The following is a 14,117-nucleotide window of genomic DNA, read 5'->3' as shown; positions in this document are numbered from 1 at the left end:
GGGCCCCGGGAATCGACACGTGCGGGTAGATTTTCGCGGTGGGAGAAATCGTATGGCTCGCCCGATACCCGGTGAAATCGCTGTGCGGCGAGGAGCTCACCCAGGCTTACCTCGGCCCGGCGGGGTTCGACGGCGACCGCCGCCACGCGCTCGTCGATGCCGAGTCCGGCCTGGTGGCCAGCGCGAAGAACCCGCGCAAGTGGCGCCGCCTGCTCACGATGACGGCCCGGCACGGCCCGGACGGCGCCGTGGTGATCACCGGGCCGGACGGTGCGACCGTCGACACCGACGACGGACTCTCGCGGATCGTGGGGCGGACGGTGCGGCTGACCGGCGCCCGGCCCGGCGGCGGGGCCATGGAGCGGCTGACGCCCGAGACCGAGCCCGGCGCGGGCGCGATGACGATGAGCCAGCTGCCCGATGGGGAGACGTTCGTCGATTTCGCGGCCGTGCACATCGTCACCACCGCGACCCTGGCGGCGCTGGGCCGGGCCGACGCCCGCCGGTTCCGGCCCAACCTCGTGGTGCGCATGGACGATGACGAACCGTTCGTCGAGAACACCTGGTCCGGGCGGACGCTGACGGTCGGTGACGCCGCGATCCACGTGCTGCACCCGACACCGCGCTGCCCGGTGCCGACCCTGGCGCAGGGTCAGGACCTGCCAGAGGATCCGGGGGTACTGCGGGCGGCGGCGCGCGCGAACCGGATCGCACTGTGGGACCAGGGCCCGTTCACGTGCGTCGGCGCCTACGGCTCGGTCGCGCGCGCCGGCACGCTGCGCGTAGGCGACCCGGTCCGGCTCGCGGTTTGACAGGGCGCACGGATAACGGTTAGCTATGCCGCGTGCAGGACGTGGTGCTCGCGCTGCTGGCCAAAGAGCCGGCGCACGGCTACGAGCTGCGCAAACGCATCCAGGTCGCGCTCGGGCCGGTCGGCGAGGCGATGAACGCCGGCCAGATCTACGTGACGCTGACCCGGCTGGCCAAGGCCGGCCTGGTGGCACTGGAGCCGGGACTACCCGACAAACCCGAGCGCCGGGTGTACTGCCTGACGCCCGACGGCCAGCAACGAGTCACCGAGTGGCTCACCGAAGTGAGCTGGCCCAAACCGGACCTGACGGAGTTTCACCTGAAGCTGGTCACGGCCGCGGCGGCCCGGATGGCCGACCCCCTCGACCTGGTCGCGGCCCAGCGCCGCGAGGTGCTCGGCCGGCTGCGCCACGCCCAGCGGACCGCGCTCGCGGGCGACCTGGACCCGGTGGCCGGTCTGCTCGTCGAGGGCGTGGTGCTGCGGCTGCGGGCCGACCTGCAGTGGCTGGAGGAGTGCGAGCGAGTGTGGGCACGGACATGACGGTGCTGTCGACGCGGCGGCTCACCAAGCGGTACGGCCGTGGTGCGGGCCAGGTACTCGCGGTGGATTCGGTCGATCTGGAAGTACCCCCGGGGCAGTCTCTGGCCATCACCGGACCCAGCGGCTGTGGCAAGTCGACCCTCCTGCACCTGCTCGGCGGCCTGCAGGAGCCCGACGAGGGCGAGGTCTGGCTGGCCGGGCAGCGCATCGACACGATGAGCGAGCGGGCCCTGGCCCGGCTGCGGCGGGACCGGGTCGGGTTCGTGTTCCAGGCCTTCCACCTCATGGACGAGCTCACCGCCGTCGAGAACGTCGAGCTGGCGGCGCTGCTCGCCGGCCGGTCGCCGGGGCGGGCCCGGCGCCGGTCCCTGGAGCTGCTGGACCGGGTCGGGCTGGCCGACCGGGCCAAGCACCTGCCGTCGGCGCTGTCGGGCGGGCAGCGGCAGCGGGTCGCGATCGCCCGGGCCCTCGCCAACGAGCCGCTCGTCGTGCTGGCCGACGAGCCGACCGGCAACCTCGACAGCGAGTCCACATTGGACGTGCTGCGGCTGTTCGAGGAGCTGCGCGCGGCCGGGCAGACGCTCGTCGTCGTCACACACGACATGCGCATCGCGGCCGTCGCCGACCGGATGATCGCCATGCGCGACGGCGTCCTCGGCGCGGGCGCCCAGTTCGCCGGCACCATCTATGATGGGCGTCGTTGAGGTGCGCGGACGTCTCCTGCTCATCGGCCGGCTGCTCGTGCGCGACCTGCGCCGCACCTGGATCGAGACCATCCTGCTCGTCGTCGCCATCGGCGCCGCGACCGCCACGCTGACCGTCGGCTTCGCGCTCAACGCCGTCGCCGCCTCGTCATACCAGCAGACCCGGGCCGCCACCAACGGCCCCGACGCGACCGCCGAACCGCTCGGCACCGGCGACGCCGTCCTGCCCGACCTCGAGCGGGTGGCGAACAACCCGGACACGACCGCCCACAGTGGACCGTTCCCGATCCGCTACTCGACGATGACCGCGACCGGCAAGACGGTCCGCACCGTCGTCGAGGGCCGCGACCAGCCCCCGGCCGCGGTCGACCAGCCGCTCGTCATCAGCGGCGCGTGGACGATCGGCCCCGGCACCGCCGTCGTCGAGCACGGCTTCGCCGTCGCCCTCGGCCTGCACGTCGGCGACGCGGTCACCGTCGAAGGGCACACGTTCCGGGTCGCCGGCACCGCGATCACGTCGTCCCGCTCCGCGTATCCGTCGGCGGGCTGGCGCGTCCCCGGCCAGGGCATCGCCACCGAGAGCGCCGGCCTGATCTGGGTCGACCGCCGCGAGGTCCACGACCCGCAGACCTACTCGCTGAAGGTGCGCATCAACGACCCGGCCGCCAGCCGCGACTACACCCATCAGTGGGGCCCGGGCATGAACATGCTGCGCTGGCAGAACTTCGAAGAGCGCTACCGGATGCAGAACCGCGACGCCCAGCTCACCCTCAAACTCGGCGGCTGGATGCTCAACGCCCTGTCCATCGCCGGCGTCCTCGGCATCGTCGCCGGCCGGATCATCGGGCGCCGCCGGCGGGTCGGCGTGCTCAAGGCCCTCGGCGCCGGCCCGGTCCTGATCGCACTCGTGCACCTGACGGAATACCTGGTCATAGCCCTGACCGCGGCCGCCGCCGGCCTGGTCGCGGGCTGGTTCACGGCACCGGTGTTGTTCAAACCCAATGCCGGTCTCATGGGTACTGCCAGTGCCGCGCCACCGACGCTGCAAGCCCTCACCGCCGCCGTCGAACTGGCCGTCGCCATCGCCGCCGCCGCGACCGTCATCCCCGTGCTCCGGGCCACCACCACGAGCACCGCCCACGCCCTGGCCGACGCCGCTCCCGCCCCGCCGCGCCGCCGCCGCTGGCGGGTCACCCTGTCCCGCCGCCTGCCGATCGCCCTGCTGCTCGGCGTCCGCATCAACGCCCGCCGCCCCCGCCGTGCCCGCCTCGTGACCGTGAACGCGTTCGTGACGATGTTCGCACTGTCGGCGGTCCTGATGCTGCTGGCCCAGTCCGGCACCCACCAGGTCGACATGGGCGCCGGCGCCGAACTGCCGGACGTGCGCGGCGCCGCCACCGTCCGCGCCGGCTTCCTGGTGGCCGCCGTGATCTGCGTCCTGGCCCTGTTCAACACGATCGTGAGCACGTGGAGCGCCGTACTCGACGCCCGCCACCCACTCGCGGTCGCCCGGACCCTCGGCGCCACCCCACTGCAGGCGGGCGCGGGCCTCGCGGTGGCCCAGGTGCTGCCCGCCATCCCCGGCGTCCTCGCGGGCATCCCGGCCGGCATCGGTTTGTACAAGTTCTTCGACGAGTCGGGGACCGGGCGCTACGCCACCGTCAGCGCTCTGCTCGGGACGGCTTTCGCGGTGGTACTGGCGATCGTCGCCCTGACCGCAGTACCGGCCCTGCTGGCCGCCCGCCGCCCGGTCGCCGACACCCTGGAGTCCACCCCGGCGTAGCCCTGGGCAATCCGCCCGCGCGGCGGAATACTGGGGCGATGGGTGCCGGCGGTCCGACCCCTCGTGAAGTCGACGTGCAAGTATCCTCGTACGGGTTCGACCTGTTCCTGCGCCGCCCACCCCACCACACCGACGCACGGGCCCCGCGCCAACACGAACGCGGCGGCGTCAGCTTCCCCCGCCGTTTCGAGCCGGCCGACCGGTGAGCCGCGCCGTATGGCACGTCGTCGACGTCAAGCCACCGCCAACCGCCGACCGGCTCGCGACCGGCGCCGTGTGGTTCACGCTACACGGCGTAGCGTTCCCTGAGGCGGGCTGGACGGACCTCCCGGTGTCGGTGCTGAGCTCGGCCGTGACCGCCTATGAGGACATCAGCCGCGGAGCGCCGGACGCGTTTTCGTACTTCTTCGACGGACCGTATTTCCTGTACTACCACCGAACCGACGCACCGGAGCCGACCGTCCACATCGAGGCAAACTGCGACCGCGACGAGCACGCAGTAATCTCACTCGCGACCGGCGAGGTACCCCTGAAGGACCTCCGCGATGCCCTGCTGAACGCTGTGGAGTCCCTCCAGGCCGCCATCGCGGCCACACCGCACGCGGAAGCCTCCACCCGCATCACTGCCAAACTCATCGCGAAACTCACCGCTCCGACCGCGACGGTCCGTCAGGCTTGATCGGCAGGTCCTACCGAGCATCGCCGTAGCCAGGCCGAAGTGGATGGGTGAGCGCGCCCTCCGTCGGCCGGCGGCAGGGCGGTTCAGTTGGTCAAGGTAGAACTGCGTCCCGCCGGAAGCGCGGACCGCTTGAGTGCGTCAAGTGCTGGGGAATTGCGGCCAGACGGAGTGATGAGGCACCCGGTCGGGCATGTCGTTCCGGCAAGTCGCGCATGACAATGCAGCGATGCTGGAGGATCGCGAACCACGCCCCATGTTGACCGAGGGGTCTATCGAGCAGGTTGAGCGGGTCGCCGCGGTCATCGATGCTCTACTTGCCGATCAGCGGACCCCGGCGGCGGTGCGGATGTTCTATGACCCCGCCACCCAGTTTGCCGGCGACACGTTTCTCAGCCTCGCCCCGAACAATCCACAAAGCATCAGCCCGGCCGACCTTCTCGCCGTCACCCTTCTCACGGTCGCCCCAGGTGCGGTCGCGGTCCGCGCTCTCCTCCCGGGCGGGCAGATCGCCGATCAGGTCTCCGAGCTGCTGACCATGATTCCAGCTGATGTTCCATTGTGGGACGCCACCGACCTCGACCTTGTCAGGGCCGACATCCTGTGGAACCTGCTGAAGACAACCGCAGGTGTCGGGCCTACGATCGCCGGCAAAGTGCTGGCCAGGAAACGCCCGGAACTCATCCCGATCGTCGACCGCGTCGTCGCGGATCGCCTGGAATGCGCAGCAGGTACGTACTGGACCACCTTCCGCCGAGTCCTGCAGCACCCCGGGCGGCGTGCGCTCATCGCCGCTCTCCGACCGGATCAGCCGATCCTGCGAATATTGGACACGACGATGTGGATGCACTGGCGGCGTGGCGGCCCCAATTCGGTCCTGGCGTAGAGCTCAAGGGGGCCTCCTGCTAGCAAGCAGAACTGCCATCCGAACCGCGGGTGGTAGCGCTTCGGCGCGATGCCCGGTGTGCAGTCGAGCACGGTGCCGGCGCGCTCGTCCTGGTCACTCGTCCGGGCTGTTGCTGGGTCGCTCGGGAGCGGGTCGCCGGTGCGGTGCGTCGACCGGGCGCCGCTGGTCGTGGGCGGCGAGGAAGCGGAAGAGGTGCGGGTCGAAGTGGTTCGGGTCGGCGGTGGCCAGTTCGTCGCGGGTCCACCAGCGCATGGCGTGGAATTCGTCGGTGTCCGGGCGGAGGTGCTCGTTGCCGGTGCCGGTCAGGATGTACCAGAGGCTGACGTCGGTGTGGCGGTCCGGCCCGAGGGTGGGGGTGACGGTCACGAGGATCGGCGACCGTGACAGGCCCGTATCGCCCAGACCGAGTTCTTCGTGGATCTCGCGCCGGGCGGTCAGGGCCGGGTCTTCGTCGACCTCGACGTGACCGCCCGGCGGGAGCCACCGCCCGGCGTTGATGTGGTCGACGAGCAGGACCCGGCCGTCCGCGGCGACCGGGACCACGTAGGACACCAGGTGCCGCGGCGGGGACGCCGGTTTGACCCGGCGGAACACGTCGTCCGTGCTCGCCAGCCAGGCCAGCGCGGACCTGCGATGCTCGGCGCCGAGGTCGTCGAGCGGGGCCAACCGGGACACGAGGTCGTGAACGACCGCGACGGACTCACGCATCCGGGCATGCTGTCACGAACAGCGCGGCAATCCAGGGCCGCCCAGCGCCCAGGCGGCACGGCCGACCAACCGCGACCACTGCGCCGCCACCGGCGGGGGGACGCTCGACTTGGACAGTCCGGAACTGGACCGAGGCCGGACAGTGTTCGCGAGCCTCGATACCTTGATCGTCATGAACGTGCGTTCGGGTATCACACTCGCTGCCGGCCTCGCCGCCGGCGCGCTGGCACTGGCCGCCTGCGGCGACTCGCCGGCTCCGGCGCCGCCCGGTGGCTCCACGACGACCACGGCCGCGGCACCGCCACCGGCGCCGGCCACCACGGCGGCGGCGGGCGGCGCGATCAAGGACGCGTGTGTGCTCGTGAGCCTGGAGGAGGCGGCCGCCGCCAGCGGGCTGAGTGGCCTGTCGAAGCAGGAGAGTTCGGCGGCCTTCTGCAGCTACCAGAAGGGCACCCAGGCGGTCGACGTCAGCGTGGCGCGGGCGCCGTACACGAAGGCTTCGGTCGACGCGGCCAAGGCCGGCCTGGACTCCCCGGCGACCGACCTGCCGGGCGTCGGTGACGCGGCGTTCGTGGCGAAGGAGCAGGCGGGTGTCGGGTTCGGCGATACCTGGGCGCGCGGCTACTCCATCGAGATCCGGGTGAAGTCGACGGCGAAGGACCCGGTGGCGGCGGCCGGCGTGCTGCTCAGGACCGCGGTCGGCCACATCCCGAACTCCTGATCGGCCGTCCGGAGTCACGACCCTTGTCCGGCCGCTTCACGCGCCCGGCTGCGCAGGGATGCCGAAGTGGGTGATGGCCAGGTCGGCCACTTCGACGGGACTGCGCCTGGTGTTGTCGACGCGCAGGTGGTCGGCGCGGTCATCGAACCGTCCGCCCGAGCCGAGGCGGTACTGCTGGTCCAGTTCGAGCAGGTTGCGCTCCGAGAAGGCGACATCCCGCTTGGACGGCTTCTCCGCCAGACGCGACGCGCCACGATTGCGCCGGAGCCGCTCCTCCTGACTGGCCTCGAGCTCGAGGAAGAGCACACGGCCGCCGCGCCGCCGGAACGGCGCCGCGAAGCCGTCCACCGCCACCGCATCGCCGGGAACGTCGAACGCCCAGACGAACGTGAAGATCAGGCCGGGCAGGTCGCTGGCCGCCACCTCTTCGATAAGATCGCGACGGAAGCGGTCGACCAGCCGCCCGAACGGCGGGCTGCCGAACGGAAAGAACCGAAGCACCGGCTCGATCGCCATGTGATTGTGGAACAGCCGCAGGCCGGTCCGGGCCGCGATCTGCTCACCAACGGTCATCTTCCCCACGGCCGGCGGCCCGACGATGAACAACAGCGTCCCGGTCACCTCCCCAACGCTAGCCGTCCCCTAGCTCACGATCGAGGCATTAACCAACCGACCGCGATGGCGCCGGCGCGGTATCGGAGCCCGCTGATCGCCAATGCACGGTCGGGCGCGGGGTGGGCGGCCGGCGGGCTTCGATCATATATGATCGATGGTGAGTGCTGTTGATGTCTCGGACTTGCGGGGGGTCGTCGTGCCGTTGTTCCGGCGCCGGAGTCGGCGGGAAGAGTCCGTTCCTATGCGTGGCGAGCAGCCGTCTCGAGCGTCCGTCCCGGACGTTGCCGAGGCGCTGCGGCCGGCGCCCTTTCACGATCAGTTTCCGGCCGCGCGAGCAGTGGGCGAGCGCGGCGACGAGACCACGGTCGGCCGGCTGGTCGAGATCATGGTGACCGATCCGCGCCGAGCCGCCGGGGCCGCGGTCGCCTTGGACGTCCTTGACGCCAGGGGATATCCGGTGTCGCCGGATCTGCTGTTCGACGCTCTGGCTCGCATCCGGCCCGGCCAGTGGCGCGACACCTACGACACCATCAACGCTCCGTCGCTGTCCTGGCAGAAGCGGGTCCGCGAGCTGACGCCGGCGGAGGTGTCGAGCACCCGGTCGCTGCCGGTCAGCGAGGTGGTCTTCGCGAAGATCGCCCAGCTGCTGCGCGATCACGCGGAGCCCCGGCATGTTCCGGCGCTGGTCCAGCTGCTGGCCTTCACGGCCGAGAGCCCTTCCGACAACTACTCGCGGGATGCCGCCCGGACGCACGAGGCGAGGGTCCGCGACGTCGGTTACCAGGTCCTGCCGTTCGTCGACGGCGCCGCCGCCGTCGATGTGCTGGCGGATGAGCTGCGCCGCCGGCCCGATGTCGACAAGGTTCGCCGGGCGCTGTGCAAGGCGGTGCACCCGCACGCCGTCGACGTGCTGCTGGAGTTCCTCGCCGAGCCGCCGGCCGGCACCGGTGATGCCAACCAGGTCCGTTCGGCCCGCGGTGACTTCGCGGCCGCGCTGGGCCGGCACCGTGATCCGCGGGCCCTCGAGCCGCTGCTCGCCTTGTTCGACAGCGGTGCCGGCGGCCAGGGCCTGGCCGAGTTCGGCGGGCCCGAGGTCGTGGCCGCGATGATCGACCGGCTCGAGGCGCCGGGCGGCACGAGGGCCTTGGGCGCCATCGCGGTGCTCGGGAAGGTCGGCGACTCGGCGGCCGTCGGGCCGCTCGTGAGGTTCCTCGACGCGAACGCGTGGACCGGTCCGGCGATCAAGCCGGCGGTCGAAGCCCTCGGCCGCGTCGGCGACGCCGAGGCCGTCCAGGCACTGTGCGCCAAGCTGCGCCCCGTCGACCACGAGAACGCCGAGCTGATGGCGAAGATCGCCGAAGCACTGCGACAGATCGGTCACCCGGGCGCGCTGCCCGCACTGCGGCGTATCGATCCCGGACCGCTCGGGCAGTGGGACCTGGCGAAGGCGAAGGACTACAGCTACGACCCCGAAGGCGAAGCGAAGTACTGGTACCTGAAACGGTGTGACGACATCCACCAGGCGATCGTCGCGCTGGAGTCCGCGGCCAGGTGAGCCGGTGCGGGATGGCGATCGTGGGTGCGATCGCCATCCTCGTCGTCGTACCGCTCGGGGGTCGTCGTCAGCTCAGGCGGTACACCCGGAAGTAGTCGAATTTCGCGGTTGCCTGCGGGTTGTCGCCGCCGTGGGCGATCAGGCCGATGCGCGGGGCCGGGCCCGGCGGGAAGGTCCAGGTGCCGCCCCAGTTCCAGTGGACGCCGTCGCGGCTCCAGCCGGCCCGGAAGTGGTGTTCGCCGTGGACGGTGGTGTGTGCCAGGCGCAGCCACGTGGTTTCGGCTGGTGGGCCTTCGACCATGCCGCCGTAGGAGAGCGCGCCGGCGTACGGGAGTTCGCGGCCGAACTCCAGCTGGCGGGTGTTCCAGATGGCGACGAGGCTGAGGCGGGCGAAGTTGTCGTCGTCGGTGTAGGCGATCAGGCCGGCCTGCTGGTAGTTGCGGACCGTGTCGACGCCCAGGTCGATGGTCAGCTTGGTCTCGACGATGTAGTCGCCGGTGGGGGTCGCGCGTCTAAGCAGTACCCCCGCATCGTTTGCCGTCCCGGTCAGATCGGCCGCCTCGGTCGGCCACTGCAGAGCCCCGCCGCTGACCTTGGCCGCGTCGTCCTCGCGGACCCAGCTCCAGCCGGTGCCGAGGGCGCCGCCGTTGAACTCGTCGGTGGCCGCACGGTCGAGGCGGGCCGGGCGCGGGGGCGGGGCCGTCCGTACGCTCGGCCAGCCGCCGGGCCACTCGAGGCGGTCGATGAGCATCGGGCGGCGGTTGATGCCGTACGGCTCGTTGAGGTAGGGCTGGTCGCGGTCGATCGCGTGGTACACCAGCCAGTCCTGGCCGCGGCCGTCGGTGACGACCGCGTTGTGGCCGGTGCCGACCCAGCGGTCGCCGTCCGGTTGGATGACGGGGGTACCGCCCACACGCGAGGCCAGCAGCGACACGCCCTCGCGGTCGAGGAACGGGCCGGTCGGCGTGCGGGAGCGGCCGGCGAACACGCTGTAGCCGGTCGTCGGGCCGGCACAGCAGTTCGCGGCCGAGGCGAACAGGTAGTACCAGCCGTCGTGCCGCACGACGTAGGCGCCCTCGTAGCGGTTGTCGATGGCGACCTGCGTGGCGGAGCCGGCGACGGTCAGGCCGTCGGCGGTGAGCGGGGCGGTGTAGATGCCCCCGAAGTAGGAGCCGTAGTAGAGCCACAGCCGGCCCTGCGCGTCGCTGAGCAGCGCCGGGTCGAACGTCCACAGGAAGCCGCCGCCGGGTGCGGGGCGGGGCGCGACGACCGGCCGGCCGCTGTCGGTCCACGGGCCGAGCGGGGTCGGTGCGGTCGCGACGCCGATGGCGGAGTCGTCGCCGGGGTTGAGGGTCGTGTCGGTGACGGTGTAGTAGAGGACGTAGGTGTCGCCGATGCGGCGGATGTCCGGTGCCCAGAGGCCGGCGCCCGGCTCGGCCCAGGCGGGCCTGGTGGTGAACGCGTCACCGGCGTAGGTCCAGTGGAACAGGTCGGTGGAGCGCAGGATCGGGATCAGGTGCGGGGTGGTCTCCCCGGCCTTCAGGGGGTCGCTGGTGCCGAACGCGTACCAGACGCCGTCGGCGCCGCGCACGACGGACGGGTCGGCGAACGTGTCCGCGGCGGGGGCGGACACCGGGTTGGTGTAACCGGCGGGGTGCGCGGCCGCGGTGTTCGGCACCAGGACGGCACCGACCAGGAGCGCGATCAAGCCCAGGATGCGCATGCCTCACTTTTTACAACGTTGTATTCATCGTTGTAAAGAGCCGGTGCGGTACCGTCCGTAGGTGATCTCCGGTTTACGAGCCCTGGTCGCGGGCGCGCTCCTGCTCCCGCTGGCGGCCTGCGGCAGTGGTGATGGCAGGGCGGACCGGGGCGGGGCCGTCACCACGGCGTCGTCCGGCGCCGACCCGGCCGCGGAGGCCGGCGCGGGCCTCGGCAGCGTCTCCGCGGCCACACCCGCGTCCAGCGCCCCGGCCGCCGTGCCGCGCAATTCCGGCGGGGCGGTCCTGGTCGTCGGCCCCGGCCGCGCCTACCGCACCCCGTGCCAGGCCATCGCCGCGGCCAAGGCCGGCGACACCGTCCAGATCGACGCCAAGGGCAACAGCGGCTACGCCGGCGACGTGTGCGGCTGGAGCACCGACGGCCTCATGATCGTCGGGTTCAACGGCCGGGCCCACATCGACGCCGCCGGCAAGAACAGCAAGGGCAAGGGCACCTGGGTCATCGCCGGCAAAAACACGACCGTCGACAACGTCGAGCTCAGCGGGGCCGCGGTGCCCGACGGCAACGGGGCCGCGATCCGCCAGGAAGGGGCCGGGCTGACGCTCCGGCGCAGCTTCCTGCACGACAACCAGAACGGCATCCTGGCCGGCGACAACACCGCCAGCGACATCGTCGTGGAGTCGACCGAGCTGGCCCGCAACGGGGCCGGGGACGGCTACACGCACAACCTGTACCTCGGGCACGTGCGCAGCTTCACCCTGCGCTACAGCTGGTCCCACGACGCCAAGGTCGGCCACCTGGTGAAGTCCCGGGCGCTGGTCAACGACATCCTGTACAACCGCATCACCGGCGAGAACGGCTCCGACAGCTACGAGATCGACCTGCCCAACGGCGGCCGGACCCGGATCGTCGGCAACATCGTGCAGCAGGGCAAGGGCAGCCAGAACCCGAACATCATCGCCTACGGCGAGGAGGGCGCCCCGAACCCGGACTCCCGGCTGTCCGTCGCCGGCAACACCATCGTCAACGACCTGGGCCGCGGCACCGCGATCATGGTCGGGTCGGCCGTCACCGGCCCCGTCCTGGTCCAGAACAACATCCTGGCCGGCGGCGGTACCCTCGTCAGCCAGAGCGGCGCGACCACGGCCGGCAACTGCACGGCCGCCGATCCCCGCTTCACCGACCGGGCCGGCTTCGACTATCGCCTGGCTACCGGCTCACCCTGCATCGACAAGGGCGTCGCCCCGGCCGCAAACCTCGCCGCCACCGCGCAGTACGTCCACCCCCTGGGCCACAAGGCTCGCACCGTCACGGGTGCCGCGCCCGACGCCGGCGCCTTCGAGTGACGGCTCCGGCCGAATCGTGACGGCTCCGGCCGAAAAACGGTAATCCGGGCATCCATTGATGCACCTAACACGTGACCGACCCTCACACCCCGCTCCGGGAGGATCACGTGCAACGAAGAAGCAAGATCGTCGCCGCCGTCACAGCGTTCCTGGCGGTACCCGCCGCGGTGATCGTCGCCTCGGCCTGGCCGTCGGAGGCGGCCGTCGCACCGACCGCCGGCGGCGTCTACACCCTCGCGAGCGGCGCCAGCGGCAAGTGCGTCGACGTCAGCGGCGCCTCGACCGCCAACAGCGCCCTGCTGGTCCAGGTGGCGTGCAACACCGCCGCGACCGACCAGCAGTTCACGCTGACCGCGACCGGGAACCTCGTCAACACCAACAGCGGCAAGTGCGTCGACGTGCCCTCGGCCAGCTCCACGTCCGGGGTGCAGCTGTGGCAGTACACCTGCGGCAACTCGGCGAATCAGCAGTGGACCTTCACCGCGTCCGGTGCCGCCGCCGGCAAGTACGTCGTGAAGAGCGTCTCGTCGGGGCTGTGCCTGAGCGACAAGGACGGCTCCACGGCCGGCAACAACCCGATCGTGCAGGAGACGTGCTCCGACATCGCCCGCATGCAGTGGTCGTTCAACTACGTCAGCGGGGCGACCTCGGCCCCGACCACGGCCGGCACCAAGCCGACGGTGGCGTCCGACGGCAGCGGCACCTACAAGACGGTCCAGGCCGCGATCGACGCCGTCCCGGCCGACAACACCACCCGGCGCACGATCACGATCAAGGCGGGGACGTACCGGGAGATCATCACTATCCCGGCGAACAAGCCGTTCATCACGTTGCAGGGGCTCGGCTCGTCGCCCAGTAACACGGTCATCGTGTCCAACCACTGGGCCGGCGGCGGCTTCCCCGGCGGCAGCGCCACGATGTTCGTCAACGGCCACGACGCCACCCTGACGAACCTGACCGTCAGCAACGACTTCGACGAGAGCACCCAGACCAGCGGCCAGCAGGCGGTGGCCCTGCAGCTGGACTCGGACCGCTCGATCCTGCGCAACGTCCGGCTCCTCGGCGACCAGGACACGTTCCAGATCAACGACCACGCGCGGCTGTACGTGACCGGCTCCTACATCGAGGGCACGGTCGACTTCATCTACAGCGGCGGCACCGCGGTCTTCAACGCCTGCACGATCTACGAGAAGCGCAGCACCGGCGGCCCGATCACGGCGGCCAGCACCGACCCGGCGAAGATGTACGGCTTCCTGTTCTACAAGTCGACCATCACCGGCGCGGCGAACAACGTCACCCAGCTTGGGCGGCCGTGGCGGCAGGGCGCGCAGGTGCTGTACCGCGAGTCGAGCCTGAGCGCCACCATCAAGAACGCCCAGCCGTGGACCGACATGGGCGACGCCACGTGGAAGAACGCGCGCTTCTTCGAGTACAAGAACACCGGCGCCGGCGCCACCACCAACAGCAACCGGCCCCAGATGAGCGACTCGACGGCGGCCAACTACACGCCGCAGAAATACCTGGCCGGCACCGACGGCTGGAACCCGATGTAACCGCACTGTCCGACGCTGTCCGGCCGTGTCCGAGATCCGGGGCGCGGCCGGCGGCGGCCGGTCACGATGCCGCCATGAAGCTCACTCGTCTCGCCGCCGTGCTCGCCCTGGCGGCGGCCGCCCTCGCCCCGGCAACCGCCGCCCACGCCGACCCGGCCCCGTCCTGCACCGCCCAGGTCTTCGCGTTCGCACCCGGGTTCCAGGCCTTCGTGACCGTCCGCAACACCACCGCCGCCCCGCTCACGAACTGGCACGTCACGTTCCAGCTGGCGCCGGTGGCCACGATCGGCAGCTCCTTCGGCGGCACCATCACCCGTTCGGGCTCCGCCGGGACCATCACCCCCGCGGTGTACTTCACGACCATCCAGCCCGGTGGCCAGGCCGGCCTCGGCTTCGGCGGCTCGGCTGTACCTTTCACGCCGCCCACCGCCTTCACCCTCAACGGCGTGCCCTGCACAGTTTCGGGCTGGTAGGCG

General features: G+C 71.3%; 15 protein-coding genes. 12 read left to right on the top strand and 3 right to left on the bottom strand.

Features of this window, described 5'->3' with window-relative positions; genetic code table 11:
• Positions 1–38 precede the first annotated feature (38 nt).
• The 7 genes from ACIA8L_RS31380 to ACIA8L_RS31350 all read left to right on the top strand — a co-directional run bounded on the left by ACIA8L_RS31380 (position 39) and on the right by ACIA8L_RS31350 (position 5,400).
• Complete coding sequence (locus tag ACIA8L_RS31380; protein ID WP_395910193.1) at positions 39–812, top strand: MOSC domain-containing protein; 774 nt, start codon at positions 39–41, stop codon at positions 810–812.
• Positions 813–844: 32 nt separating this feature from the next.
• Positions 845–1,351: a PadR family transcriptional regulator gene (locus ACIA8L_RS31375; protein WP_395910192.1), complete on the top strand. Its 507-nt coding sequence runs from the start codon at positions 845–847 to the stop codon at positions 1,349–1,351.
• Positions 1,336–2,055, top strand: a complete 720-nt coding sequence (locus tag ACIA8L_RS31370; RefSeq protein WP_395910191.1) for an ABC transporter ATP-binding protein — start codon at positions 1,336–1,338, stop codon at positions 2,053–2,055. Before ACIA8L_RS31375 ends, ACIA8L_RS31370 begins: the two co-directional genes overlap by 16 nt.
• Position 2,056: 1 nt before the next feature.
• Positions 2,057–3,838, top strand: coding sequence for an FtsX-like permease family protein (locus ACIA8L_RS31365; RefSeq protein WP_395910190.1), 1,782 nt, complete (start codon positions 2,057–2,059; stop codon positions 3,836–3,838).
• Between the two features lie 74 nt (positions 3,839–3,912).
• On the top strand, positions 3,913–4,044 hold the full coding sequence (locus ACIA8L_RS31360) for a hypothetical protein (RefSeq protein WP_395910189.1): 132 nt from the start codon (positions 3,913–3,915) through the stop codon (positions 4,042–4,044).
• Positions 4,041–4,517: a hypothetical protein gene (locus tag ACIA8L_RS31355; RefSeq protein ID WP_395910188.1), complete on the top strand. Its 477-nt coding sequence runs from the start codon at positions 4,041–4,043 to the stop codon at positions 4,515–4,517. The genes ACIA8L_RS31360 and ACIA8L_RS31355 overlap by 4 nt, the downstream gene beginning before the upstream one ends.
• A 226-nt stretch (positions 4,518–4,743) precedes the next feature.
• Positions 4,744–5,400 carry a DUF6308 family protein gene (locus tag ACIA8L_RS31350; protein ID WP_395910187.1) on the top strand — a complete coding sequence of 219 codons (657 nt, stop codon included), beginning with the start codon at positions 4,744–4,746 and terminating at the stop codon, positions 5,398–5,400.
• Positions 5,401–5,514: 114 nt separating this feature from the next.
• Here the strand turns inward: ACIA8L_RS31350 and ACIA8L_RS31345 are convergent, their stop codons facing one another.
• On the bottom strand, positions 5,515–6,129 hold the full coding sequence (locus ACIA8L_RS31345; RefSeq protein WP_395910186.1) for an NUDIX domain-containing protein: 615 nt from the start codon (positions 6,127–6,129) through the stop codon (positions 5,515–5,517).
• 172 nt (positions 6,130–6,301) lie between these two features.
• Here ACIA8L_RS31345 and ACIA8L_RS31340 point away from each other — a divergent pair, with 172 nt between their 5' ends.
• Complete coding sequence (locus tag ACIA8L_RS31340; protein WP_395910185.1) at positions 6,302–6,850, top strand: DUF3558 family protein; 549 nt, start codon at positions 6,302–6,304, stop codon at positions 6,848–6,850.
• A 36-nt stretch (positions 6,851–6,886) separates the two neighbouring features.
• Here ACIA8L_RS31340 and ACIA8L_RS31335 read toward each other — a convergent pair whose 3' ends face one another.
• A complete protein-coding gene (locus tag ACIA8L_RS31335; protein WP_395910184.1) occupies positions 6,887–7,471 on the bottom strand; it encodes an AAA family ATPase in 585 nt (194 codons plus the stop codon).
• Positions 7,472–7,706: 235 nt separating this feature from the next.
• Here ACIA8L_RS31335 and ACIA8L_RS31330 point away from each other — a divergent pair, with 235 nt between their 5' ends.
• Complete coding sequence (locus ACIA8L_RS31330) at positions 7,707–9,020, top strand: HEAT repeat domain-containing protein (protein ID WP_395910183.1); 1,314 nt, start codon at positions 7,707–7,709, stop codon at positions 9,018–9,020.
• 67 nt (positions 9,021–9,087) lie between these two features.
• On the opposite strand, the gene ACIA8L_RS31325 is transcribed toward ACIA8L_RS31330, so the two are convergent.
• Positions 9,088–10,743 carry a family 43 glycosylhydrolase gene (locus ACIA8L_RS31325; protein WP_395910182.1) on the bottom strand — a complete coding sequence of 552 codons (1,656 nt, stop codon included), beginning with the start codon at positions 10,741–10,743 and terminating at the stop codon, positions 9,088–9,090.
• A gap of 61 nt (positions 10,744–10,804) precedes the next feature.
• Here ACIA8L_RS31325 and ACIA8L_RS31320 point away from each other — a divergent pair, with 61 nt between their 5' ends.
• The 3 genes from ACIA8L_RS31320 (at position 10,805) to ACIA8L_RS31310 (ending at position 14,114) form a co-directional block, all read left to right on the top strand.
• Positions 10,805–12,088: a hypothetical protein gene (locus ACIA8L_RS31320; RefSeq protein WP_395910181.1), complete on the top strand. Its 1,284-nt coding sequence runs from the start codon at positions 10,805–10,807 to the stop codon at positions 12,086–12,088.
• A 107-nt stretch (positions 12,089–12,195) separates the two neighbouring features.
• A complete protein-coding gene (locus ACIA8L_RS31315; RefSeq protein ID WP_395910180.1) occupies positions 12,196–13,641 on the top strand; it encodes a pectinesterase family protein in 1,446 nt (481 codons plus the stop codon).
• A gap of 74 nt (positions 13,642–13,715) precedes the next feature.
• Positions 13,716–14,114, top strand: coding sequence for a cellulose binding domain-containing protein (locus ACIA8L_RS31310; protein WP_395910179.1), 399 nt, complete (start codon positions 13,716–13,718; stop codon positions 14,112–14,114).
• Positions 14,115–14,117: the final 3 nt, after the last annotated feature.

The sequence above is a fragment of the Dactylosporangium sp. NPDC051541 genome (assembly GCF_044454505.1).
Lineage (GTDB): Bacteria > Actinomycetota > Actinomycetes > Mycobacteriales > Micromonosporaceae > Dactylosporangium.
Note: the sequence above shows the minus strand (reverse complement) of the source record. Positions and strands in the feature narration are given on the sequence as shown.

Excerpts from the sequence above, each read along its gene's own strand:
- ACIA8L_RS31350 (WP_395910187.1), top strand. The coding sequence starts at position 4,744 with ATGCTGGAGGATCGCGAACCACGCCCCATGTTGACCGAGGGGTCTATC.
- ACIA8L_RS31340 (WP_395910185.1), top strand. The coding sequence starts at position 6,302 with ATGAACGTGCGTTCGGGTATCACACTCGCTGCCGGCCTCGCCGCCGGC.
- ACIA8L_RS31310 (WP_395910179.1), top strand. The coding sequence starts at position 13,716 with ATGAAGCTCACTCGTCTCGCCGCCGTGCTCGCCCTGGCGGCGGCCGCC.
- ACIA8L_RS31325 (WP_395910182.1), bottom strand. The coding sequence starts at position 10,743 with ATGCGCATCCTGGGCTTGATCGCGCTCCTGGTCGGTGCCGTCCTGGTG.
- ACIA8L_RS31330 (WP_395910183.1), top strand. The coding sequence starts at position 7,707 with ATGCGTGGCGAGCAGCCGTCTCGAGCGTCCGTCCCGGACGTTGCCGAG.
- ACIA8L_RS31345 (WP_395910186.1), bottom strand. The coding sequence starts at position 6,129 with ATGCGTGAGTCCGTCGCGGTCGTTCACGACCTCGTGTCCCGGTTGGCC.